The following is a 24,840-nucleotide window of genomic DNA, read 5'->3' as shown; positions in this document are numbered from 1 at the left end:
AAAGGACCCATTGGGTCAACGGGGGCAGAAGAAGAGATGGAATCGATGGTGATAAAAAACATCCCGGCTGGATACTACTTTACAAAGCCGACCTACCTGGATGGCCAGTTTATTCTTACCACACCGGAGATACCCTTTAAACAAGAGCTTATCCAGGCACTTCTGGACTGGGAGTTTCGAGAAATCTATACCGAAGGAGAACTGCGACCAGAGTACAGCGCAGAAACTGGTTCGGCCAGTACCCAGGAAGCCCCAGCGAAGGAAGGGGCGGAAGAAACCGAAGAGGACGATAAAAAGGAGTTGAATCGCACCAGCGATTATTACCATCACCTTATTCAATATGTGGAGAACCTCTTTGTTCGCTATGCCACAAAGAAAGAACTTTCTGCAAAAGAAATCGCAGAAAAAGTAAAGGAACTCTGCGAAATAGTGCGGCAGCAACGACGATTTATCCTCCGTTCCCTGAAACCCGCCGAAAAACAACAGAATTTCCTGGTTGTTCACACCGTAAACTCCACAATCATTGCGATCGTCATCGGGCTGTATCTGAAACTCCCTAACCATCGACTCATTGAACTGGGAACCGCGGCCCTTCTTCACGAAATTGGCATGCTGAAACTGCCACCCCAGCTCTACATGGCAAACAGGCCCCTCACCGTGCAGGAACGGAAGGCGATCCTTTCTCACCCTATTTTAAGTTACAACATCCTGAAGGCCGCCGATTTTCCTTTGAATATCTGTGTGGCCGTTCTGGAACACCACGAACGGGAAAATGGAGAGGGCTACCCTCAGAAACTTACCGCCGAAAGAATCAGCCTCTATGCAAAAATAATCGCCGTAGCCTGTTCGTATGAGGCCCTGACGGCCCCCCGCCCCTACAAGGACGCCAAGAATGGCTATGCGGGCATGATCGATCTTCTTAAGAATGTGGGAAAACAGTACGATGATACGGTGGTGCGGGCCCTGGTATATTCCCTGTCAATTTATCCCATTGGTTTATACGTTCTCCTTTCCAATGGAAAACGGGGACAGGTGGTGGATGTAAACCCGGAAAATCCCCGTTTCCCGGTGGTACAAATTCTGGGGGAACAAACACCGGATGGAAAAAACAAGGTGATCGAAACAAGCCAGGAAGGGGTCCACGTTCTTCGCCCCCTGGTAAAAGAAGAAATCCCCCTCGCGACGGAATAAGTCCATGGATACAAGCCTTTTGTGGAATCTCCTCATCATCGTACTTCTGGCATTGGTAAACGGTTTTTTTTCGATGGCCGAAATGTCCCTGGTATCTTCCCGCACCAGCACCATCAAGGCCCGAGTTCAGGAGGGAAAACGGTCCTATGAGCGGGTACTTCACATAAAAGAAAAGCCAGGGCGCTTTCTTTCCACCATTCAGATTGCCATCACCCTTATCGGCATTGTGTCGGGGGCCGTGGGAGGAGCGAACCTCACCGCCCCCCTGGTAGAAGGGCTACAGCAGCTTCCTCTTCTTGCGCCCTACGCAGAAGCCCTGGGGGCAACCCTGATGGTTTTGGGTGTTACCTACATTTCTATCGTCCTGGGCGAATTGGTTCCCAAACACATAGCCCTTTCTCATCCCGAATTCATCGCCCTCCTTGTTACCCCCGTGCTCAACGGTATCACCTTCATGTTTACTCCCCTGGTAAATCTTCTTTCTAAAAGCACCCAGTTCATCGTTACCCTGTTGAGGATCCCTGAAAAGACCGTGCCCCCCATCACCGAAGAAGAGCTCCGCATCGCCCTCCTCGAAGGAGAACAGGCAGGGGTTGTGCAATCAAAGGAACGGCATATGGTGGAAGGGGTCTTCTACCTGGGGGATCGACCGGTAAGCACCTTTATGACCCATCGTTCAGAAATCGAAGGGATTGATATGACCCTTTCCATTCCTGATCTGGCGGGCCTTCTGAAATCGGGTAAGGAGTTACCCCACTTTATCCCCCTGTATAAGGAATCGCTGGATAACATCATCGGCATTCTGTACCGAGAAGACCTGTACCGGGCCCTTGCTTTGGGGAATAGTCTCGACCTTTCCCAATTGATGAAAAAGGCCGTGTTCATTCCTGAGACCATGCCGGCCCTTCGGGCCTTCGAAGTCTTTAAACAGGAAGAAACGGAAATCCTCTGCATCATCGATGAATATGGGGGTTTCTCGGGGATCCTTCAATTCCAGCAGCTGATCGAAGAAATCGTGGGCGAACTTTCCCGTTCCGATGCGGACCATGAAGAGATTATCAAACGGGAAAATGGCTCATACCTCGTCGGGGGAGGCGTAAATATCGACGAAATAGCAGAGGTTCTCGGAAAGCGGAACGAACTCCCCGATCACCGAGAGTACAGTACCCTGGCGGGATTCATCCTGGACATTAGCGGGAAAATTCCCCGTACCGGCGAAGTGTTCACCTGGCAGGACCTTCAGTTCGAAATTGTCGATATGGATGGAAACCGGATCGACAAGGTTATCATCAGCCGCCGCGGGGAGCCTTTAAAAGACGGGCCATCACCGAGCCAATAGCGACCCCCCCTGCCAGGGCCCCAGCGGCGCTGAGGGTTTCGAACCCCGTGGCAAGACTTTTTTCAAGATTCCCCATAATTGAATAGGAAAGGGTGTAATACATGCCCCCGCCGGGAACGAGGGGAATAAGGGCGCAGGCCAGATAGGTGGTAGCAGGGGTCTTGCATAAGGCCCCTATTACTTCTGCATAGAGGGCAATTGCCAGGGCCGCAAGGAGATTGGCTACCACGAGGAGATGGGCCTCCCGATACACCAGGAGATACACGGCCCATCCGAGGCTTCCCCCCAACGCTGAAAGGGGTATATGACGGCCCCTCACCTGAAACACCATCGAAAAGGCCCCACTGGAAAGGCCTGCCCACAGAATTCCTTCCATGAATAAGTTCTCCTACCCCCACACCACCACGAGGAGTACCCCCATGGCAATGGCCATGGCGGTAATAATCGCATCGGCGAAACGGGCTATTCCTGCCACCAGGTCCCCCGCCATGGTATCTCGAATGGCGTTGACCGTAGCAAGACCAGGCACCAGCAGCATAATAGAACCGATAATGATTTTATCCAGTTGCTTCCCCAATCCGAGGGAAAAACAAGCCCCCGAAAGGAGGGCTACAACCATCCCCCCGACGAGGTGGGTAATAAAATCGGGGAGATTCCGTTTTTGCAGGTGGATCATCACCAATTTTATTCCTATGCCCACAAGAAAGGCCGCAAGTCCATCTCCGAGGGAACCCTGAAACAAAAGGGTAAAAAAGAAGGTGCTCAGACCTGCCGCTCCCAGAGAAACAGGGAGGGGATAGGGTTGGGCAATTTCTAATTGATGCAGGAAGTACAAGAAAAGGTGTTCATCGAGCTTTTCCTGTTCCGCCCTTTCTACCAGGTGAATAAGGGCTCCGAGCTTATGGAGATTCACGGACCGACGGGAAATGCGACGGACTACCCCATAACTTCTGCCATCCTCTCCGGTTATAGAAGCCATGATTCCCGTGGGGGTGGCAAAACATTCGGCATCCTTACAGGACCAGAGCCGACATAGCCGAACCACCATTTCTTCGGCCCGATAGGTTTCTCCCCCAGCCTCGAGGATTTTTTTCCCCGCCTCAGCCGCTACAATAAGCGGATTCTCCCCCTGCAGGGGCATGCTCTGCTCTCCCCTGGCGTTTTCTGCCGTAACTACTTTCCCTTGTTCAGGGGCTTCAGCTTTTTTCTGGCTTAGCAGTTCCATCCCTCGTCCTTTTTTCTCTTAATTTCGATAGTAATCAATATGCCATAAAAAGAGGCCCCGGGGCGGGACCGTGGGACCCGCTTCCTTTCGATTCCCCCGAAGAACAATGCGCTCAAATTCTTCTGGCGCAAGCCCCCGCTCTTCATAAAAAAGTAAGGTGCCTACGATGGACCGCACCATTTTCCAGAGAAAGGCATTGGCCGTAATTTCAAACACCAGGTAGGATCCCTCCTGGATAAACCGACAACCCACGATGTATCGATGACGGGAAAGGCTACTATCACCCGCACTGGCAAAGAGGGAGCAATCCAGTTCTCCGTGGATCACCCGACAATAAGCAGAAAGAAGGCGTATATCAGGAACCCGCCATAACTGGTGAGCATAGCGAAGCTCCTGAGGTAGGGCCGGCCGCCCACAGACAAAAAAATAACGGTAGGTCCGATAGCGGGCATCGAAACGGGCATGAAAGTCGGGAGAAGCTTCCCGGGCTTCGAGAATACGAACATCCTGGGGAAGCAGCGCATTCAAGGCCATCACGAACCGTTCTGCCGGGATAGACGTAATGGAGGTATGAAAATTGGCAACCTGGCCTATGGCATGAACCCCCGCATCGGTTCTTCCTGAACCTATAAGGTGCACCGGTTCATGGTGTATTTTTTCCAGGGCCCGCTCAATTTCCCCCTGCACAGAACGACCATTACCTTGCCGTTGCCAGCCAGAGAAATCGGTCCCATCATAGGCGATTAACAAACGGATATTGCGGCTCCCCATGCTTATTCCCCGTCCTCATCTTCCAATTCGGCACTTATTTGCTCATACAAGTCCCGGGCTTTTTCCAGGAGGGGACCCGGCTTTTCCCGGGAGGACTTTCCCAGGCCAAAGATTTTAGCAATGGTACGCCGGGATTCCGCCAGGGCCTGGCGGCGGCTTTCTTCCGGTTCGCGGGGACCATATTTCAGTTCCAGCAGCGCCATGAGATAAAGGGCCCCTTCATATCCATAGTTTTTATCCGTATCGGGACCAAAGTACTTAAGCCCAGAAAGGGCTTCCTTTCCTGTCTGTTCCCGGTTAATCGCTTCCCGATAGAAAAAGCGGGCCTTCCGTTTGCAAAGCAGGGCAAGCCAATCATAATGCTGATGGGGATACCGTTCGTTCAGTTCATCAAAAAGCCAGCCACAGCGGAGGGCCGTAATTCCCTGCTTAATGGTGGGAGAAAATTCCCCAGGATAATAATCGTAACAGCGGAGGGCGAGGTAGGTGGCGGCGGTTCCCGATTTTAAGGTGCGACAGGAGGTAAAATCCACAGAAGGGAAAATATGTCCCACCGCAGCGATACGTCCCTCCCGATCATCCTCAGCCTTAAGACGGGATTCCCGGGGAAGACGGGGAAAATCATCCGGTAACGCGGCAAACCAACAATTGGGACAGACCGTTACCTGATAGATAAGGGGATACACCGCTCCATATTTTAGAGAGGCCTCATATTTTCGATGGAGTTCGTCGGTGAGGGGCCCCGCAATAAGCCGCCCTCCCCCTGAAAGCATTTCTTCCCGCTGAAAGGAGGTATCACACACGGGGCAACGGATAGGTTCTTTTGAAAAGAACGAAATTTTCACTTCCCGCTCTTCCTGAGGGGCCTTAGCAAATCGAAGCATGGTTAGCACTCCCGTCTTTTTCAATTTTTTCGAGGATCACCATGGCAATCGCATTATCCCTTTCATGGGTCAGGGAAAGATGTATCCGGTTTGCCCCACACTCCTCTAAAGCCCGTTGGGCACTCCCAAAAACAAGGATATGGGGCTTTCCATTATGATTATTTTCTACCAGGATATCCTTAAGGACAATGCCCCGCAGTCCTGTCCCGAGGGCCTTTCCAAAGGCTTCTTTTGCCGCAAAGCGGGCGGCTAACGAAAACAGCGCCCCCGAGCGACGGGCCCGGGCGGCTTCTATTTCCCGGGGATGGAAAAAGCGTTCCAGGAGTCCCGGATTATCCAGCCAATGGGCAAGCCGGGACACATACACCACATCGATGCCTATTCCCACAATCATGGGTTTTCCCGTCCTTTCCGGACCACCTCGACGGGTATTTCAAGGGGATCAAAACGGATCACCTGAAAATTGGGAGGAACCTGAACAGTCACCGGGATAATGTAGGTGCCTTCCCCTTTGATATCTGAACAATCCAGCGAAAGAATCGAGTAGTCCGGTGTATAGGCTTCTAGTTCTTTTTGGGCCCCCTGAAGTTTGATAGAACCGTAATTAATCTGGAGCCGCGCAATAAATGATGAGGGAAGCCCCGTCACAATGATAGGAATATTCTCGAAATTTTTAATGATAAGGGACTGTTGTACCACCGCATTAAAGGTAACCAGTGAGTTCCCCTTAATACTCACCAGACTATCCTTTGATTGCAAGCGGACCGTTACCGAGAAATTCTCTTTTCTACCGGTTAGCTCGATACTTTCGGTGGTAACGTCGGTGATCTCTGCAACTTTACTGCGGGGACCGACAACATACACCTGGGCCGGTTCAATCTGAAAGGAGGCAAGTTCATAGCCCGTTTCAAGGTACCCCCGAAAACTGGGTGTTACGGGAACTAATTTCGAAAGGCTCCGTTCAAGACCTATCATGATTTCTGCGGGTTCAGGCTGAATCTCGAGGGATTCAAAATGAGTAGCCTGAGCTTTCTGCCGAACCCGGACAGGAATTTTGTAAATTCCTTCGGAGGTATATGAATCGATATCGATATAGGCTTCCAGGCTGTCTTCCGAGAGGGTAGTAATAATCGACGGGTCTCCCCGTAACGAGAGCCGTACCACATGGGGATAGGAAGTAGCGGGGACAAGGTCATTATGGGAATCCACCACCAGAGGAACGATAAAGTACCGCTCTTCCAACATACTCAGACGATGAAACATAAAAAGCACCATTGCAATTACCAGAGAAAGGGCCTTGATTGGCCAATCCTTGATAAATTTTTCTATCCTTTTTTTAGCGCCGGGCCGTTTCATGGTATGATTCCTCAGGGGATTCCTCTTCCGTGGTCCGTTCTCCTTCGAGGAGGAACGTTAATTTCCGTTGTATCTCAAGGGAGGAAAGGTCATAATACAGTTTTCCATCATAGGCAAGACTGATAGCCCCTGTCTCTTCTGAAACGATAATAACGATGGCATCGGAGACCTCCGAAATTCCCAGGGCCGCCCGGTGCCGGGTCCCAAAGGTTTTACGGATATCCTGTTGTTCCGACAGGGGCAAAAAACACCCCGCCGCAAGAATTTTCCCATTTTGAATAACCACCGCCCCATCGTGGAGGGGCCCATCGTAGGCAAAGATCGTGATGAGGAGATTCGAACAGAGTTCTGCATTCAGGCGGGTTCCCGATTCAATGTAGGTGCGCAGATTAACCCGGCGGGCAAAAACAAAAAGGGCTCCCCGTTTTTGTTTAGAGAGAATCTCCGCCGCCGTTAACACGGGCTCAAAAACCGTCTGGGTTGGTTGCGAGGCAAGATGGAACAGTTCCCCCTGCCCCAGTCTCAGAAAAATCTTTCGTAATTCCGGTTGAAACACAATAGCTATAGCAATAAAAAGCCCCGGGGCAAGAAAATTAAGAACCCATAAAAGGGTGGTCAATTTAAGGAAATACGCCAGGCCATAGCAAATAAACAGCAACCCCGCCCCTTTGATAATCTGAATTGCCTGGGTTTTTACGAGAAGATCATAGGCCTTATAAATGATAAAGGCCAATATGGAAACGTCCAGTACTGGTCGAATAAGGTTATACAAATGGTTCAGGTTGCGAAACCATTCAATCATCCTGGCTCCTTCGTGCTGCTTCGATACTATGGAAACAACGAACGAAATCTACCGTTTCTTCCACATCATGGACCCGAAGGATACGAGCCCCATGAGAGAGGGCTGCAGCGGTAGCCCCCAGCGTTCCGGGGAGTCGCCGTTCCACCTCCTTACCGGTAATAGCCCCTACGAAGGATTTCCGGGATAGGCCCACGAGAAGAGGATAGTTCCCATTTCCCAGCTTTTCAAGGTGGGCCAACAGTCGCAGGTTATCTTCCAGGCGTTTACCAAAGCCGATTCCTGGATCAAGGATTATCCGCTCGGCGGGAATACCTCCTGCCTCTGCCCGCTGGGCGGCGCCCCACAAAAATTCATGAACCTCCTGAACCACATCGTCGTAATAGGGGGCCTCCTGCATTGTCCGGGGGATACCCTTCTTATGCATGAGGACCACCACCGCCTTTTCCTGTGCACAGAGGGGCAACATAGCAGGATCATCCATCAGGGCCGAAACATCATTAATGATGTCGGCCCCTTCTTCTAACATGACCCGGGCCACTTCAGCCTTACGGGTATCGATGGAAAGGGGTATGTTCGAACGCCGACGAATCCCCCGCACTACCGGCAAAAGCCGCTTCAGTTCTTCTTCCGCCGGGACATAGTCAGAGCCAGGGCGGGTGGATTCGGCCCCCACATCAATGATGGCCGCCCCCTTTTCCACCGCTGCCAGGGCCCGGGCGACGGCATCCTCGGCAAAGGCCCGACTGGCAGGATAAAAGGAATCAGGGGTAGTATTAATGATAGCCATGACGAGGGGGGTCCCAGAAAGATCGAGCACCGCTCCCGTCCGAAGCTGTATGGTCCGATTCATGTTCCGCTTACCTTCCGATGCAATTCTCTGGCTGTACCATACCAGTCATGGATGTGTTGTGCCAGGGTAGTACCATCAAGACCACAGAGCGAAAGGAGTTCCTGACGTGTTCCCTGCGGAAGGGGTCCTTCGGGGATACCCAGCACCTTACAGGACGTTTCAATTCCTATCTCGGAAAGCCGCGTCACCAGGTGCTCTCCTAAACCGCCCTCCCGTACCCCTTCTTCGGCTATGATAAACAACCGATAAGATTTGATTATCGAAAAAAGGTGTACTTCATCAAGGGGTTTTATAAAGCGAAAATTATACAGATCGAGGGGAATCCCCTCTTTATCCAGAATCTCCGCGGCCTTTAACGCCTCTGGCAGTAGGCTCCCCGTAAAAGCAAGACAGACTTCCCCTCCATTCCGCCGCACAAAGGCCCCCCTCCCCGTCTCGAGGGGCTGCATACAGGTCTCTTCTTCTTTAGGACAGGGAGCCTTGGGATAGCGAATCATCACCGGACGCCGCTGCTCCAGGGCCCAGCGAAGCATTTGCTCCAGTTCGCCGGCGGTGGCAGGGGCCAGCAATGCCATGTGGGGAACACTCCGAAAGAGACTGATATCATAGATCCCCTGGTGGGTTTCTCCATCCTCGGGGACCACTCCTGAGCGATCCAGGGCAAAGATAACCGGCAAGTTCTGCAACGCCACATCATGGATCACCTGATCCACCGCCCGCTGCATGAAGGATGAATAGATGGCCACCACCGGTAAAAGTCCGTTTGCCGCAAGGCCCGCCGCAAAGGTTACCCCGTGGGACTCCGCAATCCCCACATCAAAGAAGCGCTCAGGGAAACGCTCCCGAAAGGGGGTAAGGCCCGTTCCCTTTTCCATGGCCGCCGTAATGGCCACCAGGGATGGACAGGCTTCTCCCAGGGTCACCATGGCTTTGCCAAAACCATCGGTAAAGGTAAAGCCCGCCGTTTTTTCTACCATTCCGTCTTCGATAGAAAAAGAACCGATCCCGTGGAATTGGGCAGGATTTTTTTCTGCCGGTTTGTAGCCCCTTCCTTTTTGAGTAACCACATGGACCACCACCGGCCGATTCAGCTGTTTTATGTCTCGAAAGACTTCCTCCAGGGTTAGCATGTGGTGTCCATCGATGGGGCCCACATACTCAAAGCCGAGATCCACAAAAAAGTTCCGCGGATAAAATAGGATTTTAATGGCGTTTTTAAAACGAACAAGCCAGAAATATAACCATTGCCCAATAAGGGGTATCCTTTTTACACATCGATCTATCAGGTTTCTCATGCGCTGGTACGAAGCCTTCATCGTTAACATACTCAAATGCTTAGAAATTCCTCCTACATTCGGACCGATGGACATGGAATTATCATTAAGCACGACGATGAGGGGAATCTGGAGCTGTCCCGCATGAGAAAGGGCTTCGTAGGCAAGGCCCCCTGTTAAGGCCCCATCGCCAATAACCGCTATAACCCGATGGGAAGAGCCCCGGCTTCTTTCCGCCACCAGCATCCCCAGGGCCGCCGAAATCGAGGTAGAGGCATGACCCGTTTCAAACACATCGTGGGGACTTTCCGACCGTTTGGGGAAACCAGAGATTCCCTCTTTCTTTCGGAGGCCCGAAAAATTCCGGTAGCGACCGGTAAGCAGTTTATGAGGATAACACTGGTGTCCCACATCCCAGATGATCTTATCCTGGGGACTATCAAATACCCGGTGCAAAGCCAGGGTTAATTCTACGATTCCCAGATTACTCGCCAGGTGTCCCCCGTTTCGGCTTACCCGATAGATGATTTCCTGCCGTAATTCTTCCGCTAATTGCTGCAGTTCCTGCCGGGAAAGGCGTTTCACCTCATGGGGGCCCCGAATTCGGGGGAGAATTTTTTCGTTCATAGAATGGTATTATAAACAAAAAAACCGCGGAACTCTAGCGGTCCGCGGTTTTTAACGCTCTTTACCAACACAAACCAGGCCCATGACAGTACCAATCTGTCACATTCCTACTTCTTCTTCTTGTGTCGGTTCTTTCTCAGCTTCTTCTTTCGCTTGTGGGTTGCGATTTTCTTGAGTTTTCGCTTTCTTCCGCAGGGCACTTGAGCGTCTCCTTTGAAAAAAATGGATTTCCTTATGGTCAGAGGAAAGATCCCCGATCCGGCGGTTTCAACCTTTGCATAGTATGACAGGGAGGTAGTAAAAGGTCAAGAGGCATTATGGAGGGGTATTGGGAAAGATCGGCCCCCTTATCCAAGGGGCTTCAATAGGGGCTCTTCACTAAACAACTTTTGAAGGCATAAAAGAAGAGGTCCCCACAAAATCCTGTATCTTTTGTTGTATAGTGCTTATAAAACCCTTCTCATCTTCCTCTACGCTGATCCAGTGTACCCCGGAAAGACTTTTAAAAAAGGTAATCTGCCGTTTTGCATACTGCCGGGTATGCTGGGCGATAAGGGCAGCCACCTGCTCCACATCGCTATGAAGATCCCCCTCCTCGGTAAAAAATTCCTGGTAACCAATGGCCCGCATCCCCGGATCCCCTGGCCGGTACCCCTGCTGCCAGAGCCGCTGGACCTCCGCAGAGAGGCCGGCCTGCATCATAGCGGCCACGCGCTCATTAATACGACGATAGAGGTCATCCCGATGTCGATGGATACCCAACAGCAAAAAGCGATACGATGGCCGAGGAGCATTCCCCCCATAGCGGGGATAGGCACTCAGGGGCTTCCCGGTGAGCCGATACACTTCCAGGGCCCTGAGGAGTCGGTAGGTATCATGGGGATGCACATGGGAGGCCGTCTCCGGATCCACCGCCTGCAACTGGGCAAGCAAGGCAGGAGCCCCCTTTTGGGCTAATTCGTGTTTCAACTCGTCCCTGATAGTCTGGCTGGAAGGGGGAGCCGCCGGAAGCCCCAGCACGAAGTGTTTTAAATAGAACCCTGTCCCTCCCGACACCACTGGAAGCTTCCCCCGCCGATAGATATCCTCACAGATCCGGTCTGCCTCTCGGACAAAGTCGCCCACGGTCCACTGCTCACGGATATCCCGAATATCAATAAGGTGATGGGGGAGACGGCGGCACAGAGCAGCGCTGGGTTTTGCGGTTCCAATATCAAGGCCCCGGTAGACCTGCATGGAATCGGCACTCACCACTTCGGCAGGCACCAGGGGCGGCTCCCGGGCAAAAAGGGCCTCCAACACCGCCGTCTTTCCCGAAGCGGTAGGACCAAAGAGAATGACTACCGGGATGGGGGTCATGAAAATTCCTACGACTCCAGGCGGTATTCGATCTGGCGAGTAAAGAGCTGGCGGGCCGCAAGGGAAACTACCTTGCCATCATTAGCTTCGATTTCCGGGTCTTTCATCATCGCAAGCTGATACGCCCGCCGGGCAGCCGCACAGGTAATTTCGTAGACATTGCCATCAAATTCAATAAGCTGTTCCAGAGGGAATATCATACCTCACTCCTTCTATCTTGAAGACTCTTTCTTTCATCCTCTTTGATTGAGAAAACAAACTGCTTCAGGATAACATCAGCTGTGTATTAATTGTGGAAAAATAGTATATCAAAGAGAGCCTTTCCTGTAAAGAGTTCAAAGGGAGAAAAGATTTCCCAATCCCCATCGCCGCTGGGAGAGAGGATTAGGTAAGACACCGGTAACTTTTTTAAGTTCCTCTTCCTTGACGACAAGCATTGAAAGGGATACCTTGTAAAGGTAGGCGGGTGCGTAAAATTTCCTGGGCATCCCTTTTCTGAGTAATGGGATTGGTGGCGAAGAAACGAGGGAGAATAGTTGTTTCCTCCACCCTTTTAAGGCAAAATACAAACACACTTCGCTGTGTTTATCATAAACTAAAGTCACAGAAAGGAGGATTCCAGCATGTCCTATAGCACAGGAAACATCAAAAGATTCCTGGGGCCTACGTCCATCATCCTGGCCATTGGTATTATTGTAGTGATAGTACTGATGAGCACCAGTTTTTACATCGTGGACCAGACCGAAGAAGCGGTGGTAACCCGCTTTGGTAAGTACCTTACCACCAATGGGCCAGGGATGCATTATAAACTTCCCTTTGGAATTGACAAACATTACCTAGTAAAAACAAAGGTAGTTCAAACCGAACAGTTTGGATTCAGAACCCTCAAAGCAGGGGTGAACACCGTGTATTCCCAGGAAGCCTTTCCCGATGAATCCACCATGTTGACCGGAGATCTTAACATCGTCGATGTGGAATGGATCATCCAGTATCGTATTGTAGATCCCCGGGCGTGGCTCTTCAATGTAAACCCTAAAGAGCGGACCACTACAATTCGGGACGTATCCCGGTCAGTTATGAACATGCTCGTGGGAGATCGGGCCATTCTTGATGTGATGGGGCCCCAAAGAACGGAAATTGAATCAGAGGCAATTCAGCTCATGAATGACACCTTTAAGCAGTACGGCCTAGGCATTTCGGTGATCACCGTAAAACTTCAGAATATCGTGCCCCCCAGGGGGTTCAGGCCGCCTTTGAAGATGTGAACAAGGCTATCCAGGACATGAACCGCCTTATCAATGAAGGGAAAGAAGCCTATAACGCGGAAATTCCCAAAGCCCAGGGAGAGGCGGACAAAATCATCCAGATAGCCCAGGGGTATGCCTCTGAACGGGTAAATATGGCCCGGGGGGATGTGGCCCGTTTTAACGCGGTCTACGAAGAGTACCGAAAAGCCCCGGATATTACCCGTCGGCGGCTCTATTACGAAATGGTAGAAAATATCTTTAAAGATGATAAAGGCACCACCCTTATTGATCGCCGCTTTCAGAATTTCCTCCCCTTAAAAAATCTTGATACCCGCGGAGGCGTCCAATGAGATCATTGATAACTACCCTCATCATAATAGTAGTGTTAGGAATCGCCTTTCTCTTGGCAGGTCCCTTCTATACAATCGAGGAAGGAGAGCAGGCGGTCGTCGTCCAATTAGGAAAGATCGTAGCGGTGCATACCAATGCGGGGCTTCATATAAAAACCCCCTTCCTCGACGACGTGGTAAAGTACCCTCGACGCATCATGGCCTGGGATGGGGAACCCCAGCGGATCCCTACCAAGGAAAACCAGTTCATCTGGGTTGATACGACGGCGCGCTGGAAAATTGCGGACCCCCGTAAATTTTATGAATCTATCCAGACCATGGAAGCGGCCTACTCCCGTCTGGACGATATCATCGATTCGGCGGTTCGCACGGTTATAGCCGAAAACTGGCTTCGAGAAACGGTGCGGAATTCTAACCGGATCCGCCAGAGCAAAGCAGAGGAAATAGAAAATTTTGAACTCGGTTCGGAACAGGACGCGGGACAACTTTCCGCCTTTACCCGAAGCGATGTTACCTATGAGGTAGTCCAGAAGGGTCGCCGCAAACTGGCAGAAGAGATCCTTCAGCGGGCCCGCCAAACCGTGCCCGAATACGGCATCGAACTTATCGATGTGGTGCCCCGCCAGATTAAATATTCCGATGAGCTTACCCAGAGCGTGTATAACCGGATGATTAAGGAGCGAAATCAGATAGCCCAGGCCTTCCGGTCCTACGGAGAAGGGAAAAAGGCCGAATGGCAGGGGAAACTCGAAAACGAGCGCCGGGCTATCCTTTCGGCGGCCTATGAAAAGGCGGAAAAGATTAAGGGCGAAGCCGATGCGGAGGCCACCCGCATTTATGCCCAGGCCTACAGTCGAGATCCGGAATTCTTCGACTTCTGGCGCAGTATTGAATCTTACAAAACCACCATGCCCCAATTCAGTAAAACCCTTTCCACCGACATGGATTACTTTAAATATCTATATTCACCCCGAGGGAGGTAGCCATGCATCGTTCCTGTATCGAACATATCATCATTGATGGACAGCCGGCAGTAGCTTTTGATACAGGGATGGATCCCCGGGCCTTCGCAAAGACCCGGGGGGCGGAACTCCTTACCCAACAGGGTCTGGAAATTCGCTGGACAGGAAAACAGGGACTCCTCACTTCTGGGAAAGAAGGAATAACTGCCCCCTCGTTTTCCCCTGGAGAAATGCATCCCTGGCTTCCCGAAGGGAGCCGAGAAATCGATGGCCACCTGTGGATCTGGGGGCGGGAGGTGCCGGGGCTTCCCCTTGAAGAATATATCGCCCAGGGAGGCAAAACAGCCCTGGCCGCTTTTGTTTCATATGTTCGGGCCCTCCGTCATATTGAAGCTCTCTGTCCCGATCGTATAAAAGACATGACCATCCTACCTCCCCTGGTGCTGGTAGTACCGGGAGAGAAGGTTTTCTTTCCTCCCCGGGCTTTAGGAGAGCGAAGCCTTCGCTCTGGCGTACACGACAGAAGGCCAGAAGAGATCCTTGAACAGTACCAGCACCCCGATCTCCCCGACCGTACGGGGCTATCCTTTACCGTCGCGGTCCTTGCCTACCGTCTGTGGGCAGGGACCTTTCCATTCCGCTTTATGGCGATACCCGAAAAATCCAGGGGGAAACAAAAAGAAACGCTCCAACACCCCACTCAAACGACAGAAGGGGCCGCCCCCGGGATGGCTCTCTCAGAATGGACCGCTCCCCAGATCGATCACGCTATACACCAGATTCGGGCCGATATTCGGGATGGTCTTTTTGAACCGATACACCTGGCGGTTCCCGGAATCGATGGGGACCTGGCCCAGTGGATAGAGGGAGCCCTGACCCACTCTGCAATAGCCAGGAGCCCCGGAGGAAAAAAGGCCCCAAATACCCCCCTCAGAGATATAAAAGAAAGGCTGGGAACAGCGCCAGGGCCTACTCCCTCTCCCAACGGTGGCAGCGAAAGAGAAGAACTACCTGTGAAAAAAGCTCTTCCCGGGCAGGAGCGTGATAGGGCCCCTTCCCTTGAAGCGCTTCTTGAAATACTCGAAAAGTCACACCACCACGAACCGGCGGCTTTCATCAAGCCTCTTACCGAAAAAGAACAGGAGACCCTGCGCAAAGAAAAAGAGCGGTACCTTCGGTTCCAGCAGCAACGGATTAAAGGGAACCGTTTCCTTCGAAGGAATCGGGGACTCCTCATAGGAGGGGCCCTTTCTCTTGTTGCCCTGGCTCTTTTCATTGCTAGCTTTATACGGGATCAGGCCCAGCGTCCCACCACAAAAGGGATGAGCCCCGCCGAGGTGCTTACCGCCTATTACACCGCCTTTAACACCCTGGACCACGAACGGATGTCCACATGTGTGGAAGGGAAGACAGGGAAAGAGGATATTACGGCGGTGATGAATTTCTACGTCATTTCCAAGGTACGAGAAGCCTATGAACAGAAGGTCCTCGTTCTTCCTCCGGAAGTTTGGATGGAGCGGGGAAAACCGCAGGGGGAATTCCATGTGTTTGGAATTTCGGATTTTTCCATCGATGAACTTCAGGTGGAGGGAAATGAGGCGGTAGGACGGGTTAGCTACCGTTTCTGGTATCCGGAACGACGGGAAGATAGCGCTCCTTTAGAGGGCGGACCATCCTCTTCCAAAGAGGAACCTGCGGGGCAGTTCAACCTCCATTCCACTCCCCTTCCCCCCACCAGGCTTGAAACTTCCTGGGTACGCCGCCAGGATCGGGTCTTTCTTACCTACTTAAAAGACCGATGGAAAATCACCCGGATCGACCGTCAGGTTCTGGAAACAAGTTCCCCCGAAGCTCAATAAAATCGAGGGGTCCCGGCAAAGCCACAAACCGCAAGAAAAGGCACAAACGGCTGAAAGAGCCGCAAACACCGGCGAGAGATCTTCCACTATGCAAAGGAGGAGGGGCTTCTCGTTGTTTTAAAGGCCATACTCCCGGATTTTGTTAAGAAGGGTTCGCCGGGTAATCCCCAGTTCCTGGGCGGTCTTTTCCCGGTGTCCCCCGTTTCTAAGGAGGGCAAGTCGGATTGCTTCCCGTTCCAGTTCCTGAAGAGAACGCCCTTCGAGTCCACCGAGCCCAGAGGGGTTCTGCGGGGACTCACCAACCGCTGCGGGAGGTTCCATCCCCGAGAACGCGGGGGGAGAGGCCTGCCAGGGACCGGCAAAACTAAAGTCCTCTATCTTTATTTCTTCCCCTTCCGAAAGGATAACGGCCCGCTCAATAGCATTTTCCAGTTCCCGCACATTTCCCGGAAAGGGGTACCGGTCCAGAAATTGGAGAACCTCCGCCGAAAGGCGCCGGGGATAGCGCCCCAATTCCCGGGCAAAACGTTCTGTAAAACGCTGGGCAAGCACGGGGATATCTTCCTTTCGCTCCCGGAGGGGAGGAATATGAAGGCGGATTACCGCAAGCCGATAATAGAGATCTTCCCGGAACTGACCCTCCCGGACTGCTTCTTCCAGGTTTTTATTGGTGGCCGCAACGATACGGACGTCGATAGGGATAGGGCGACTTCCCCCTAATCTTATAAGTTTACGGTCCTGGAGTACCCGCAGGAGCTTTACCTGGAGATGGAGGGGCATGTCTCCAATTTCATCCAAAAAAAGGGTACCCCCACTGGCCAATTCAAAAAGCCCTACCTTCCGTCCCTCTGCCCCCGTAAAGGCCCCTTTTTCGTAGCCAAAAAGCTCACTTTCCAAAAGGTTTTCTGGGATTCCCCCCAGATTGATGGGAACAAAGGGCCCGTCAGAACGTTTGCTTAAGCGGTGAATAGAGCGGGCAACCACTTCTTTCCCCGTTCCACTTTCGCCGGTAATCAACACCGTGGAATCGGTGGGGGCCACCTTATCTATAAGGGCCCGCAGGGTCTTCATAGGGGGACTCTCCCCAAGCCAGACCTCATCGTGTTCCTTTCCATTTGCCTTTTTCCCCGTTCCCCGATGCACCGCTTCCACCACCTGGGCCCGGGAAATAAGCCGGGCATCAGAAACAACCCGCCGCAGTCGAACCACAAGTTCTTCCGGATGAAAGGGCTTGACCAGGTAATCAGCGGCACCCCCTTTCATCGCCTCCACCGCATCCTGGATATCCCCATGGGCACTCATCATAATAAGGGGAATAGCGGGGCCACTTTCCTTCATCCAGTGAAGGAAATCAAGACCCGACATGCCCGGCATCTTGAGGTCCACCACCACCACATCGCAGCGTTCCTTTTCTAGAACATCCTTGCCGGCTTCACCGGTGGGTGCAAGGAGTACCCGGAAATCCTCCCCTTCTAAATAGAGCTTAAGGGATTCCCGTAAATTCCGCTCATCATCTATTACAAGAACGGTAAGAGGCGTATCGCTCACAGGGGTACCTCCTATTTCTCAGAGGCCAGTACCGGTTTCTGGTGCTCAATTTTTTTCGCCGGGACCAGTCGTCCATAGGGGAGTTCAACATAAAAGAGGGTACCTCCCCCTTCGCGGGGACGGTGGTAAATTGTCCCCCCGTACTGGGAAAGCAGTTTTTTTACCAGGGCAAGGCCAATGCCGGATCCCTTGGTTTTTGTAGTAAAGAAGAGGTCATAAATTCGACCTTCGATATCTTTAGGGATCCCCGGTCCCCGATCGGCTACCTCAATCAGACACTTTTTATGACCCACGACTGAAAGGCGAAGGGTTACCAGGGATTCTCCCTGACCTTCCATACTTTCGAGGGCGTTGCGGATAAGGTTATCTAGAATTTGATCCAAATGCTGCCGGTCTATTTTTACTATCGGCCAGGCATCAAGAGGAAGGGACACTTCAATACTATTACCATAGCGTTCCTTCATATGAAGCAGGTAGTTTCCCATATCAAGAGGTTCCACTGAAGCCTGTCGGTTTCCCAGATACTGCCGGACCCGTTCGGTAAGGGTATTAATTCGATCTATTTCTTCTTCGATGATATCTACCTGCTTTTCAACCTCCTGTCCTTTGAGCATCTTTTTTAAAAGGGCCGTTTGTATACGAAGCACCCCCAGGGGATTCTTGATCTCATGGGAAAGACTTCGGGCTGCCTCTCCTAAGGTAATGAGTTCCCGATTTCGGGCTTCTTCGAGTCGATAGAGATCGATCCGTCGGGCAAGCTGAATCAACAACCCATAGGTACCTATTAGAACCAAAAGGAGGAGGCTCCCTAGAATATAGAGGGTCCACATCCCTCGTTGAAGAGAAGCCACTCGATAAGAAAGAAACACCAGCCGCGGGGCCGCCATCGGGGCCATCATCATAGAAGGAGGACGGGGCCTCCGGGATGTGTTCTGGTTTTCCGACAGATTCCCAACATCTCCCTCTCCCCTTTGGGGATCTGGAGGCGCCATCATGAAACGGTTGCGGATCCGTCCCATCCCCCCAAAGGCCCGTAGCAATGAAACTTCATCTCCTTGAATACGAGGGGCATCCTGAACCGCCCGGGGATCTACCTGAGAGGGTGCGTTTCCATAGCGATACAGGGCCTCGCCTCGAATAGTATAGATTCCAAAACCCAGAAGATTCGGGAGTTGCTCCACCGAAACCCGGTTTCCCTGTTCTACCGCCCGATTCAGGTCGGCCGCAAGCTGAAAAGCCCGATATTCAGCCATCAGGGTAAGCCGGTTCTGTTCCTGGAACATCATGAAAAAAATGCCCCCTACGGTGATAAGCACGGTGCAAAAAAAGAGCAAAATAAGGAGACGTAGTTCCGCTGAATGGGTCATCATAGTAGTATTGTACCAGAAGTGATTGTATGAGACCACTGCTTCTGATAATATATATAAACAACTATGACGGTGGTCTGGTTATATGAATAGTAGGGACAAAGATATTGGGAGATTGCCCCGTAACGCGCCAAAGGTCTCGGATGCGTTTTTTAGGCGGGGGAATCACAAAAATGATGGCTATTGAGGAAGGTTATGGAATTACAGAACGCTATCGAAAAAGCCTTTCAACATATTTCCTTTGAGCGTATCCCTCCGCCACCCGAAGCCGAAGGATCACTACAGGTATCGGGAAACTTTCTTTCTGTCTCGCCAGCCCTTCTACAATACCTTGCCCGGGAGGCTTTCTATCGGCTTTCCTTTTTTCTGCGAAAAAGTCATCTTGATCTCCTCAAAACTCAGTGGGCAGATCCGCACAGTTCCGAAAACGATCGCATCGTTATCCGCGCCCTATTGGAAAACGCAACCATCGCCGCCAGGGGGGTATTGCCCCTCTGTCAGGATACCGGGACCGCTACGGTACTTGCATGGAAGGATGAGGGGATTCGTACTGAAAGTGACGATGCCCACTGGCTGAGCGAAGGAATTCGGGAAGCCTATGAAAAATACTATTTGCGCTCCTCTCAAGTGGCGCCCCGGAGTTTTTTTGAAGAATATGACACGGGGACCAACTTACCCGCCCAAATTCATATTGAAGCAACCCCTTCCTCTGGAGAAAGCCCCCGGTATCGATTCCTTTTTGTTGCCAAAGGAGGAGGATCGGCAAATAAAACGGGCTTTTTTCAGATGCCCCCCGGTATTTTAGAGCCTCTGGCGTTTGAACGATTTGTACGGGAAAAAATCTCCGCCCTGGGAACCGCCGCCTGCCCACCCTATCGGCTTGCCATCGTGGTGGGCGGTACGAGTCCCGAAGAGAACCTGCGGATTCTAAAACTCGCTACCACGGAAATTCTCGATGGACTTCCCTCTCTGGAGGGGTCCCCAGCTTCTAACATAAACAGCAATACCGCCAAAACATCCCCCTCTTCAAATTTTCAGTCCCCCCTTACCTCTCCGTATCCAGAAGCCCCCCTCTGTTTCCGGGATGTCTTCTGGGAACGGCGGATCCTTGAAATAGCCCGGGAAACAGGCTTAGGCGCCCAGTTTGGGGGAAGCGCCTTTGCCCTGGATTGCCGGGTTATCCGTTTACCCCGTCATGCCGCCTCGTGCCCTATCTCGATAGGGGTTTCCTGTAGCGCCCATCGGAATCTCCTCGGCTATATCGATCGGCGGGGAATGTGGCTTGAACAGGTTGAGACTCAGCCTGAATCCTACGTACCGGCCCCTTCATTCCACAAAATTGAGGCCCCCCACATCAACCTGGAAGAAGGCATCGAAAGGGTTTGCCGTCGTCTTTCAGAGCTATCCGTGGGAAGCCGCCTCTTGCTTTCGGGAGACCTTTTGATTGCCCGGGATGCGGCCCATCTTCGCTGGCACCGGCTCATCGAAGCAGGCAAGCCCCTTCCGGAGTACCTGTACCAGTATCCTATTCTCTATGGAGGCCCCGCGGCGACTCCTCCCGGAAAAATCATCGGTAGTTTCGGTCCCACGACGGCCCAGCGAATGGATAGCTACGGGGAGGAACTGCTTTCCCGGGGCATTGCGCGAATTACCCTGGCAAAGGGAAACCGGGCAAGCCAATGGCGGGAGGCCTGTAAGAAATACGGAGGCTTTTACCTGGGGGTTATTGGAGGGGTGGCGGCCCTTATAGCGGAACAAAACATTCTCGCCTGCGAAATTCTTGACTATCCCGAACTGGGGATGGAGGCGGTGCGGCGTATCACGGTAAAGGATCTTCTGGCCTTCATCATTATTGATGATAAGGGGAACGATCTGTATGCTGGGCCAGCCAATGCTCAATGAGCATCCGGGAAAGGGACCCCGGTAGGGGTATGTCGGGCAATTCCTCAGGTCGATAGAAGCGGGCATCCAGGATCTCCCGGTTATCCACCTGGATGGTGGTGGTCCTGGCATGGGCGGTAAATCCCACCATAAGAGAATCGGGGAAGGGCCAGCTCTGGCTTGCCACATACTGGATGCTATCAATAACAATCCCCGTTTCTTCCAGAACTTCCCGAGCGGCGGCGGCCTCCAGCGTTTCGCCCGCTTCCACAAAGCCGGCAATCACACTGTACAGGCCCGCTCGAAAATGGGCATTGTGGGCCAAAAGGAGGCGCCCCTCATCGTCCGTGACCGCAACCATAACGGCCGGTGAAATACGAGGGTACTCTCGTCTACCACAGACAGGACAGAGTCGGGCCATCTCGTCCGGGGCAAGCTCGTTCTGAGCGCCACAACGACCGCAATAGCGGGATACATCCAGCCACTGAAACAAATGAAAGATCCGTAAAAAACGGGAAAGAACATCGGTGTCTGAACCGTGAAGTTCCGCAAGGAGCGTCCGAATAGGGAGGATCCGCCCCTCCTGCATTGCGGGGGGCATATGAGATTCCTGCACCAGAAAACACAAGGCCTGTTTAGAGGAAGCCCCACTTCCCTTCCCAATGATATGGCTGGCGGGCCCCCCATGCTCCTGAGGTGATACTGAAAAGTGAAGCGGAATAGCCACAGGAGTCACCATTCCACGAAGAAAGGCCACGTCCCCTGGCGTAAGCCCCGCTACCGCATCCCATACCGACGAAGAAGCAGGATACCATAGTCGTTTATCTTCGAGGAATACAAAACACAGAGGTTCTTCTTGAAGCATATGGGTATTCTACCCGTTTTATTCCATCATGACTAGCAAAGGTAACGTTTCCTCGGAAACAGTCCCCTGTTTCTCCCTATCTTACGGGCTTTTTACTTTTATAAAAACTTGTCCATCGCCCTTTTTATGACTATCATTAAAATAAGGTATATCAGAAAATCACCAGCACGAGATGAAAGGGGTAACTATGACTATTGACCACTACCTTGGTATTGCGCCCTTTTTTGAGATTACCCGCTACAGTGGCGGTCCTCCGAAAGATACGGTTCCCTTTACCGGGTATCCCCGCCCCCATCCCTTTGAAAAGGAAAAATTGATTTTTGTATTCAATCCCCTGGGCGATAGCCCTACTATTCTTGAGTTTAAAGTGACCGATATCAGCTATGTGGAAGAGCTTCCGGCGGTGGCCCTGGAAACAGGGGAAACCCTGCAACTGGTAAAAATCTGGGTAAAAAAGGGAGCCCATGGAATTATCCACGAACCCTTTGAAGTGCAGGATGAAGTGCAGTTTCTCTCCCATCTTCATAAAGTACGGGAACGGCTGAAAAAGGAACTGCCATAATGCAGAAGGGGCGCTTCTTTACCAGAGAAGACAACCAACGGATCCGCTGTACACTCTGTCCCCACCAGTGTACCCTGAAGCAAGGGACCTTTGGGCTCTGTAAGGTTCGACAGGGAGGAGAAGAAGGAATCGACCTTCCCTACTACGGGGCCCTTTCTTCTCTTGCGGTGGATCCCATTGAAAAAAAGCCCCTTTATCATTTTCGCCCCGGCACCTCTATCTTTTCAGTAGGTTTTGTAGGATGCAACCTCCGCTGTCCCTTCTGTCAGAACTGGGAAATATCGCAAGGGACGGAGATCCCCCTTCGTTTTCTTTCCCCCGCCCAACTCTGTGAGAAGGCAGAAGAAAGCCACACCGGGGCCATCGCCTACACCTATTCGGAACCCCTGGTTCATGCCGAATACCTATTAGACAGCATGACAGAAGCCCACCGACGGGGGCTCGCCAATGTGCTTGTAACCAATGGATGTATTCAGGAAAAGCCGGCCCGGGAAATTCTCCGTCTTGTGGATGCTACTAATGTGGATTTAAAAAGTTTTTCCAGTCAGACCTATAGCACCATTCTCGGCGGCGACCTGGATGCGGTCCGCCGTTTTATCTCCCTTGCTCATGAAATGGGGGTACACACCGAAATAACCACCCTGGTGGTTCCCGGCATAAACGATACTGAGGAAGAACTCCTTGCCATAGCTGAATGGATAGGCCGGCTCTCTCCCCACATCCCCTGGCATCTTTCGGCATACCATCCCGCCTATCGCTACCAGGCTCCTCCTACCTCAGGGACCTTTCTCTTTTCCATCGCCACCGGGGCACAAAAAATCCTCCGCTACGTGTACGTGGGAAATCTCTGGACCAACTCCAACAATACCCGCTGTCCCGTCTGCGGAGCCCTGGTCATCGAACGCCACAACTACCATACTCGTCTTGTGGCTCTGGAAAAGATACCACCCGCCGATGGGGAAGAGGGCTTCCATGGCTCCTATCGCTGCGCCTCCTGCAAGGCACCCCTTCCTATCTATTATTGAAAAGGTTTTCAGGAGTTCGTGGTCCACTGGGTATGGAAGAAGGTTCCGCGGGGCGTATCCACCCGTTCATAGGTATGGGCCCCAAAATAGTCCCGCTGGGCCTGAATAAGGTTTGCCGGCAATCGGGTGGTTCGAAAACCATCATACCAGGAAAGACCGGAGGCAAGGGCAGGCACAGGGATTCCCTGCATCAGCGCATCCGCCACAATCCGGCGCCAGGCCCCTTCCGCATTACGAAGCTGGTCTGCAAAGTAGGGATCCAGAATCAGGTTTGATAGCGATAGATTACGATCATAGGCCTCTTTTATTTTTCCTAAGAAGCGGGAACGGATGATACAGCCTCCCCGCCAGAGCATCGCAATGGCCCCGAGGTTTAAATTCCAGCCCGAACTGCGGGATGCTTCTTGCAAGAGAAGGAAGCCCTGCGCATAAGAAACTATCTTTGCGGCATACAGGGTTAGTGCTACCTCATCAAGGTAGGGTTGAAGGGGGCCTTCAAACCGCTGGATAGAGGGGACGCCCAACAGCGAAGCGGCCTCTAGCCGGTCATCTCTTCGGGCAGAAAGGGATCGGGCAAATACTGCCTCAGTAATCAGGGTAAGGGGAACTCCCCATTCCAGGGCGCTCATACCCGTCCATTTTCCGGTTCCCTTTTGTCCCGCCGCATCAAGAATCTTATCAACCAGGGGCTGGCCATCCTCATCTTTATATCGCAGAATATGGGATGTAATTTCAATTAAATAGCTTGAAAGGTTCCCCCTATTCCACTCATCAAAAATCGGCGCCATTTCATCCGCCGAAAGGCCCAGTCGATCCCGCAATATCTGGTAAACTTCGGCGATAAGCTGCATGTCCCCATATTCAATCCCGTTATGCACCATCTTCACAAAATGGCCGGATCCACCTGGGCCAATCCAGTCGCAGCAGGGGCTCCCCTCAACCTGGGCTGCAATGGACTGAAATATCCCCCCTATATGAGGCCAAGCCGTCTCGTCTCCGCCGGGCATAAGGGAAGGTCCATTCAAGGCCCCCTCCTCGCCACCGGAAACCCCCATACCGACATATCGGATTCCCCGAGCAGAAAGATCCTTGAGCCGCCGTTCCGTATCCACATAATGGGAATTACCGCCGTCAATAAGAATATCCCCCGCCTCAAGATAGGGAAGAATTTGCTGTATTGTTTCGTCCACCGCCGGTCCCGCCTTCACCATCATCATAATCCGCCGAGGACGGGTAAGAAGAGATACCAGTTCCTGCGGACTATGGGCAGGAAGGATGTTTTTGTCCTTTCCCCGGGTTTTCACAAAAGCATCAACCTTTTCGACGGTCCGGTTATACACCGCCACCCTATAACCGTGCCGTTCCATATTGAGTACCAGGTTTTCCCCCATGACCGCGAGACCTACTAATCCAATATCAGCCTGCATGTCCCATCCTCCCTATCAAGAATGAATCCTCCTGGTTGTAAAATCGTGATATTTTTTCAAAAAGCAGAT

Annotated in this window: 22 protein-coding genes and 1 pseudogene; 8 read left to right on the top strand and 15 right to left on the bottom strand. The window is 52.1% G+C overall.

The features are described from left to right. Positions 1 to 36 precede the first annotated feature (36 nt). Complete coding sequence (locus C5O22_RS00920; RefSeq protein WP_132779229.1) at positions 37 to 1,191, top strand: HD-GYP domain-containing protein; 1,155 nt, start codon at positions 37 to 39, stop codon at positions 1,189 to 1,191. Positions 1,192 to 1,195: 4 nt separating this feature from the next. Next, positions 1,196 to 2,530, top strand: coding sequence for a hemolysin family protein (locus C5O22_RS00915; protein WP_132779227.1), 1,335 nt, complete (start codon positions 1,196 to 1,198; stop codon positions 2,528 to 2,530). Here C5O22_RS00915 and C5O22_RS00910 read toward each other — a convergent pair. The 11 genes from C5O22_RS00910 to C5O22_RS00860 all read right to left on the bottom strand — a co-directional run bounded on the left by C5O22_RS00910 (position 2,481) and on the right by C5O22_RS00860 (position 11,878). Continuing rightward, complete coding sequence (locus tag C5O22_RS00910; RefSeq protein ID WP_132779225.1) at positions 2,481 to 2,906, bottom strand: threonine/serine exporter family protein; 426 nt, start codon at positions 2,904 to 2,906, stop codon at positions 2,481 to 2,483. The genes C5O22_RS00915 and C5O22_RS00910 overlap by 50 nt on opposite strands. Before the next feature lie 12 nt (positions 2,907 to 2,918). Beyond that, complete coding sequence (locus C5O22_RS00905) at positions 2,919 to 3,755, bottom strand: threonine/serine exporter family protein (RefSeq protein ID WP_132779223.1); 837 nt, start codon at positions 3,753 to 3,755, stop codon at positions 2,919 to 2,921. Positions 3,756 to 3,773: 18 nt separating this feature from the next. Further along, positions 3,774 to 4,526, bottom strand: coding sequence for a tRNA pseudouridine(38-40) synthase TruA (gene truA / locus C5O22_RS00900; RefSeq protein ID WP_132779221.1), 753 nt, complete (start codon positions 4,524 to 4,526; stop codon positions 3,774 to 3,776). A 2-nt stretch (positions 4,527 to 4,528) separates the two neighbouring features. Then, on the bottom strand, positions 4,529 to 5,410 hold the full coding sequence (locus C5O22_RS00895) for a DUF2225 domain-containing protein (protein WP_132779219.1): 882 nt from the start codon (positions 5,408 to 5,410) through the stop codon (positions 4,529 to 4,531). Continuing rightward, positions 5,394 to 5,804 (bottom strand): holo-ACP synthase, encoded by a 411-nt coding sequence (locus C5O22_RS00890; RefSeq protein ID WP_132779217.1) that lies wholly within the window; start codon positions 5,802 to 5,804, stop codon positions 5,394 to 5,396. Before C5O22_RS00890 ends, C5O22_RS00895 begins: the two co-directional genes overlap by 17 nt. Further along, the gene (locus C5O22_RS00885) at positions 5,801 to 6,766 is read right to left on the bottom strand and encodes a CdaR family protein (RefSeq protein WP_132779215.1); all 966 of its coding nucleotides are present in this window, start codon (positions 6,764 to 6,766) and stop codon (positions 5,801 to 5,803) included. The genes C5O22_RS00890 and C5O22_RS00885 overlap by 4 nt, the downstream gene beginning before the upstream one ends. Beyond that, entirely contained in the window at positions 6,747 to 7,565 is an 819-nt protein-coding gene (cdaA, locus tag C5O22_RS00880) for a diadenylate cyclase CdaA (RefSeq protein WP_132779291.1), read from the bottom strand. Before cdaA ends, C5O22_RS00885 begins: the two co-directional genes overlap by 20 nt. Further along, on the bottom strand, positions 7,561 to 8,418 hold the full coding sequence (gene folP / locus C5O22_RS00875; RefSeq protein ID WP_132779213.1) for a dihydropteroate synthase: 858 nt from the start codon (positions 8,416 to 8,418) through the stop codon (positions 7,561 to 7,563). The genes cdaA and folP overlap by 5 nt, the downstream gene beginning before the upstream one ends. Beyond that, positions 8,415 to 10,319, bottom strand: coding sequence for a 1-deoxy-D-xylulose-5-phosphate synthase (dxs, locus tag C5O22_RS00870; RefSeq protein WP_132779211.1), 1,905 nt, complete (start codon positions 10,317 to 10,319; stop codon positions 8,415 to 8,417). The genes folP and dxs overlap by 4 nt, the downstream gene beginning before the upstream one ends. A 378-nt stretch (positions 10,320 to 10,697) precedes the next feature. Beyond that, on the bottom strand, positions 10,698 to 11,678 hold the full coding sequence (gene miaA, locus C5O22_RS00865; protein WP_132779209.1) for a tRNA (adenosine(37)-N6)-dimethylallyltransferase MiaA: 981 nt from the start codon (positions 11,676 to 11,678) through the stop codon (positions 10,698 to 10,700). 8 nt (positions 11,679 to 11,686) lie between these two features. Continuing rightward, complete coding sequence (locus tag C5O22_RS00860) at positions 11,687 to 11,878, bottom strand: DNA-directed RNA polymerase subunit omega (RefSeq protein ID WP_132779207.1); 192 nt, start codon at positions 11,876 to 11,878, stop codon at positions 11,687 to 11,689. A 510-nt stretch (positions 11,879 to 12,388) separates the two neighbouring features. On the opposite strand from C5O22_RS00860, the pseudogene hflK reads away from it, so the two are divergent. From hflK to C5O22_RS00845, 3 genes and pseudogenes are all read left to right on the top strand, one after another. Next, a pseudogene (gene hflK / locus C5O22_RS00855) lies at positions 12,389 to 13,275 on the top strand (FtsH protease activity modulator HflK). After that, on the top strand, positions 13,272 to 14,258 hold the full coding sequence (gene hflC, locus C5O22_RS00850; protein ID WP_132779204.1) for a protease modulator HflC: 987 nt from the start codon (positions 13,272 to 13,274) through the stop codon (positions 14,256 to 14,258). Before hflK ends, hflC begins: the two are co-directional and overlap by 4 nt. Before the next feature lie 2 nt (positions 14,259 to 14,260). After that, positions 14,261 to 16,096: a hypothetical protein gene (locus C5O22_RS00845; RefSeq protein ID WP_132779202.1), complete on the top strand. Its 1,836-nt coding sequence runs from the start codon at positions 14,261 to 14,263 to the stop codon at positions 16,094 to 16,096. A 117-nt stretch (positions 16,097 to 16,213) separates the two neighbouring features. Here C5O22_RS00845 and C5O22_RS00840 read toward each other — a convergent pair whose 3' ends face one another. Both C5O22_RS00840 and C5O22_RS00835 read right to left on the bottom strand, forming a co-directional pair. After that, a complete protein-coding gene (locus C5O22_RS00840; protein WP_132779200.1) occupies positions 16,214 to 17,644 on the bottom strand; it encodes a sigma-54-dependent transcriptional regulator in 1,431 nt (476 codons plus the stop codon). 11 nt (positions 17,645 to 17,655) lie between these two features. Next, entirely contained in the window at positions 17,656 to 19,014 is a 1,359-nt protein-coding gene (locus C5O22_RS00835; RefSeq protein ID WP_132779198.1) for a two-component system sensor histidine kinase NtrB, read from the bottom strand. A gap of 192 nt (positions 19,015 to 19,206) precedes the next feature. Between C5O22_RS00835 and C5O22_RS00830 the strand changes: the two genes are divergently transcribed. Further along, positions 19,207 to 20,913: a fumarate hydratase gene (locus C5O22_RS00830; RefSeq protein WP_132779196.1), complete on the top strand. Its 1,707-nt coding sequence runs from the start codon at positions 19,207 to 19,209 to the stop codon at positions 20,911 to 20,913. On the opposite strand, the gene nudC is transcribed toward C5O22_RS00830, so the two are convergent. After that, positions 20,861 to 21,757, bottom strand: a complete 897-nt coding sequence (nudC, locus tag C5O22_RS00825) for an NAD(+) diphosphatase (protein WP_132779194.1) — start codon at positions 21,755 to 21,757, stop codon at positions 20,861 to 20,863. The genes C5O22_RS00830 and nudC overlap by 53 nt on opposite strands. 187 nt (positions 21,758 to 21,944) lie before the next feature. On the opposite strand from nudC, the gene C5O22_RS00820 reads away from it, so the two are divergent. Together C5O22_RS00820 and amrS are read left to right on the top strand one after the other, a co-directional pair. Further along, positions 21,945 to 22,319, top strand: coding sequence for a hypothetical protein (locus C5O22_RS00820; protein WP_132779192.1), 375 nt, complete (start codon positions 21,945 to 21,947; stop codon positions 22,317 to 22,319). Further along, positions 22,319 to 23,344: an AmmeMemoRadiSam system radical SAM enzyme gene (gene amrS / locus C5O22_RS00815; protein WP_132779190.1), complete on the top strand. Its 1,026-nt coding sequence runs from the start codon at positions 22,319 to 22,321 to the stop codon at positions 23,342 to 23,344. Before C5O22_RS00820 ends, amrS begins: the two co-directional genes overlap by 1 nt. A gap of 8 nt (positions 23,345 to 23,352) precedes the next feature. Here the strand turns inward: amrS and gnd are convergent, their stop codons facing one another. Continuing rightward, positions 23,353 to 24,771 (bottom strand): decarboxylating NADP(+)-dependent phosphogluconate dehydrogenase, encoded by a 1,419-nt coding sequence (gene gnd / locus C5O22_RS00810; RefSeq protein ID WP_132779188.1) that lies wholly within the window; start codon positions 24,769 to 24,771, stop codon positions 23,353 to 23,355. Positions 24,772 to 24,840 lie beyond the last annotated feature (69 nt).

Source organism: Treponema sp. J25 (genome assembly GCF_004343725.1).
Lineage (GTDB): Bacteria > Spirochaetota > Spirochaetia > Treponematales > Breznakiellaceae > J25.
The sequence above is the reverse complement of the archived record's forward strand: the minus strand, read 5'-3'. Positions and strand labels throughout refer to the sequence as shown.

Excerpts from the sequence above, each read along its gene's own strand:
- C5O22_RS00835 (WP_132779198.1), bottom strand. The coding sequence starts at position 19,014 with ATGATGACCCATTCAGCGGAACTACGTCTCCTTATTTTGCTCTTTTTT.
- folP (WP_132779213.1), bottom strand. The coding sequence starts at position 8,418 with ATGAATCGGACCATACAGCTTCGGACGGGAGCGGTGCTCGATCTTTCT.
- truA (WP_132779221.1), bottom strand. The coding sequence starts at position 4,526 with ATGGGGAGCCGCAATATCCGTTTGTTAATCGCCTATGATGGGACCGAT.
- C5O22_RS00890 (WP_132779217.1), bottom strand. The coding sequence starts at position 5,804 with ATGATTGTGGGAATAGGCATCGATGTGGTGTATGTGTCCCGGCTTGCC.
- gnd (WP_132779188.1), bottom strand. The coding sequence starts at position 24,771 with ATGCAGGCTGATATTGGATTAGTAGGTCTCGCGGTCATGGGGGAAAAC.
- C5O22_RS00885 (WP_132779215.1), bottom strand. The coding sequence starts at position 6,766 with ATGAAACGGCCCGGCGCTAAAAAAAGGATAGAAAAATTTATCAAGGAT.
- C5O22_RS00920 (WP_132779229.1), top strand. The coding sequence starts at position 37 with ATGGAATCGATGGTGATAAAAAACATCCCGGCTGGATACTACTTTACA.
- C5O22_RS00860 (WP_132779207.1), bottom strand. The coding sequence starts at position 11,878 with ATGATATTCCCTCTGGAACAGCTTATTGAATTTGATGGCAATGTCTAC.
- C5O22_RS00830 (WP_132779196.1), top strand. The coding sequence starts at position 19,207 with ATGGAATTACAGAACGCTATCGAAAAAGCCTTTCAACATATTTCCTTT.
- nudC (WP_132779194.1), bottom strand. The coding sequence starts at position 21,757 with ATGCTTCAAGAAGAACCTCTGTGTTTTGTATTCCTCGAAGATAAACGA.
- amrS (WP_132779190.1), top strand. The coding sequence starts at position 22,319 with ATGCAGAAGGGGCGCTTCTTTACCAGAGAAGACAACCAACGGATCCGC.
- C5O22_RS00895 (WP_132779219.1), bottom strand. The coding sequence starts at position 5,410 with ATGCTTCGATTTGCTAAGGCCCCTCAGGAAGAGCGGGAAGTGAAAATT.
- dxs (WP_132779211.1), bottom strand. The coding sequence starts at position 10,319 with ATGAACGAAAAAATTCTCCCCCGAATTCGGGGCCCCCATGAGGTGAAA.
- C5O22_RS00905 (WP_132779223.1), bottom strand. The coding sequence starts at position 3,755 with ATGGAACTGCTAAGCCAGAAAAAAGCTGAAGCCCCTGAACAAGGGAAA.
- hflC (WP_132779204.1), top strand. The coding sequence starts at position 13,272 with ATGAGATCATTGATAACTACCCTCATCATAATAGTAGTGTTAGGAATC.
- miaA (WP_132779209.1), bottom strand. The coding sequence starts at position 11,678 with ATGACCCCCATCCCGGTAGTCATTCTCTTTGGTCCTACCGCTTCGGGA.
- C5O22_RS00915 (WP_132779227.1), top strand. The coding sequence starts at position 1,196 with ATGGATACAAGCCTTTTGTGGAATCTCCTCATCATCGTACTTCTGGCA.
- C5O22_RS00910 (WP_132779225.1), bottom strand. The coding sequence starts at position 2,906 with ATGGAAGGAATTCTGTGGGCAGGCCTTTCCAGTGGGGCCTTTTCGATG.
- C5O22_RS00845 (WP_132779202.1), top strand. The coding sequence starts at position 14,261 with ATGCATCGTTCCTGTATCGAACATATCATCATTGATGGACAGCCGGCA.
- C5O22_RS00820 (WP_132779192.1), top strand. The coding sequence starts at position 21,945 with ATGACTATTGACCACTACCTTGGTATTGCGCCCTTTTTTGAGATTACC.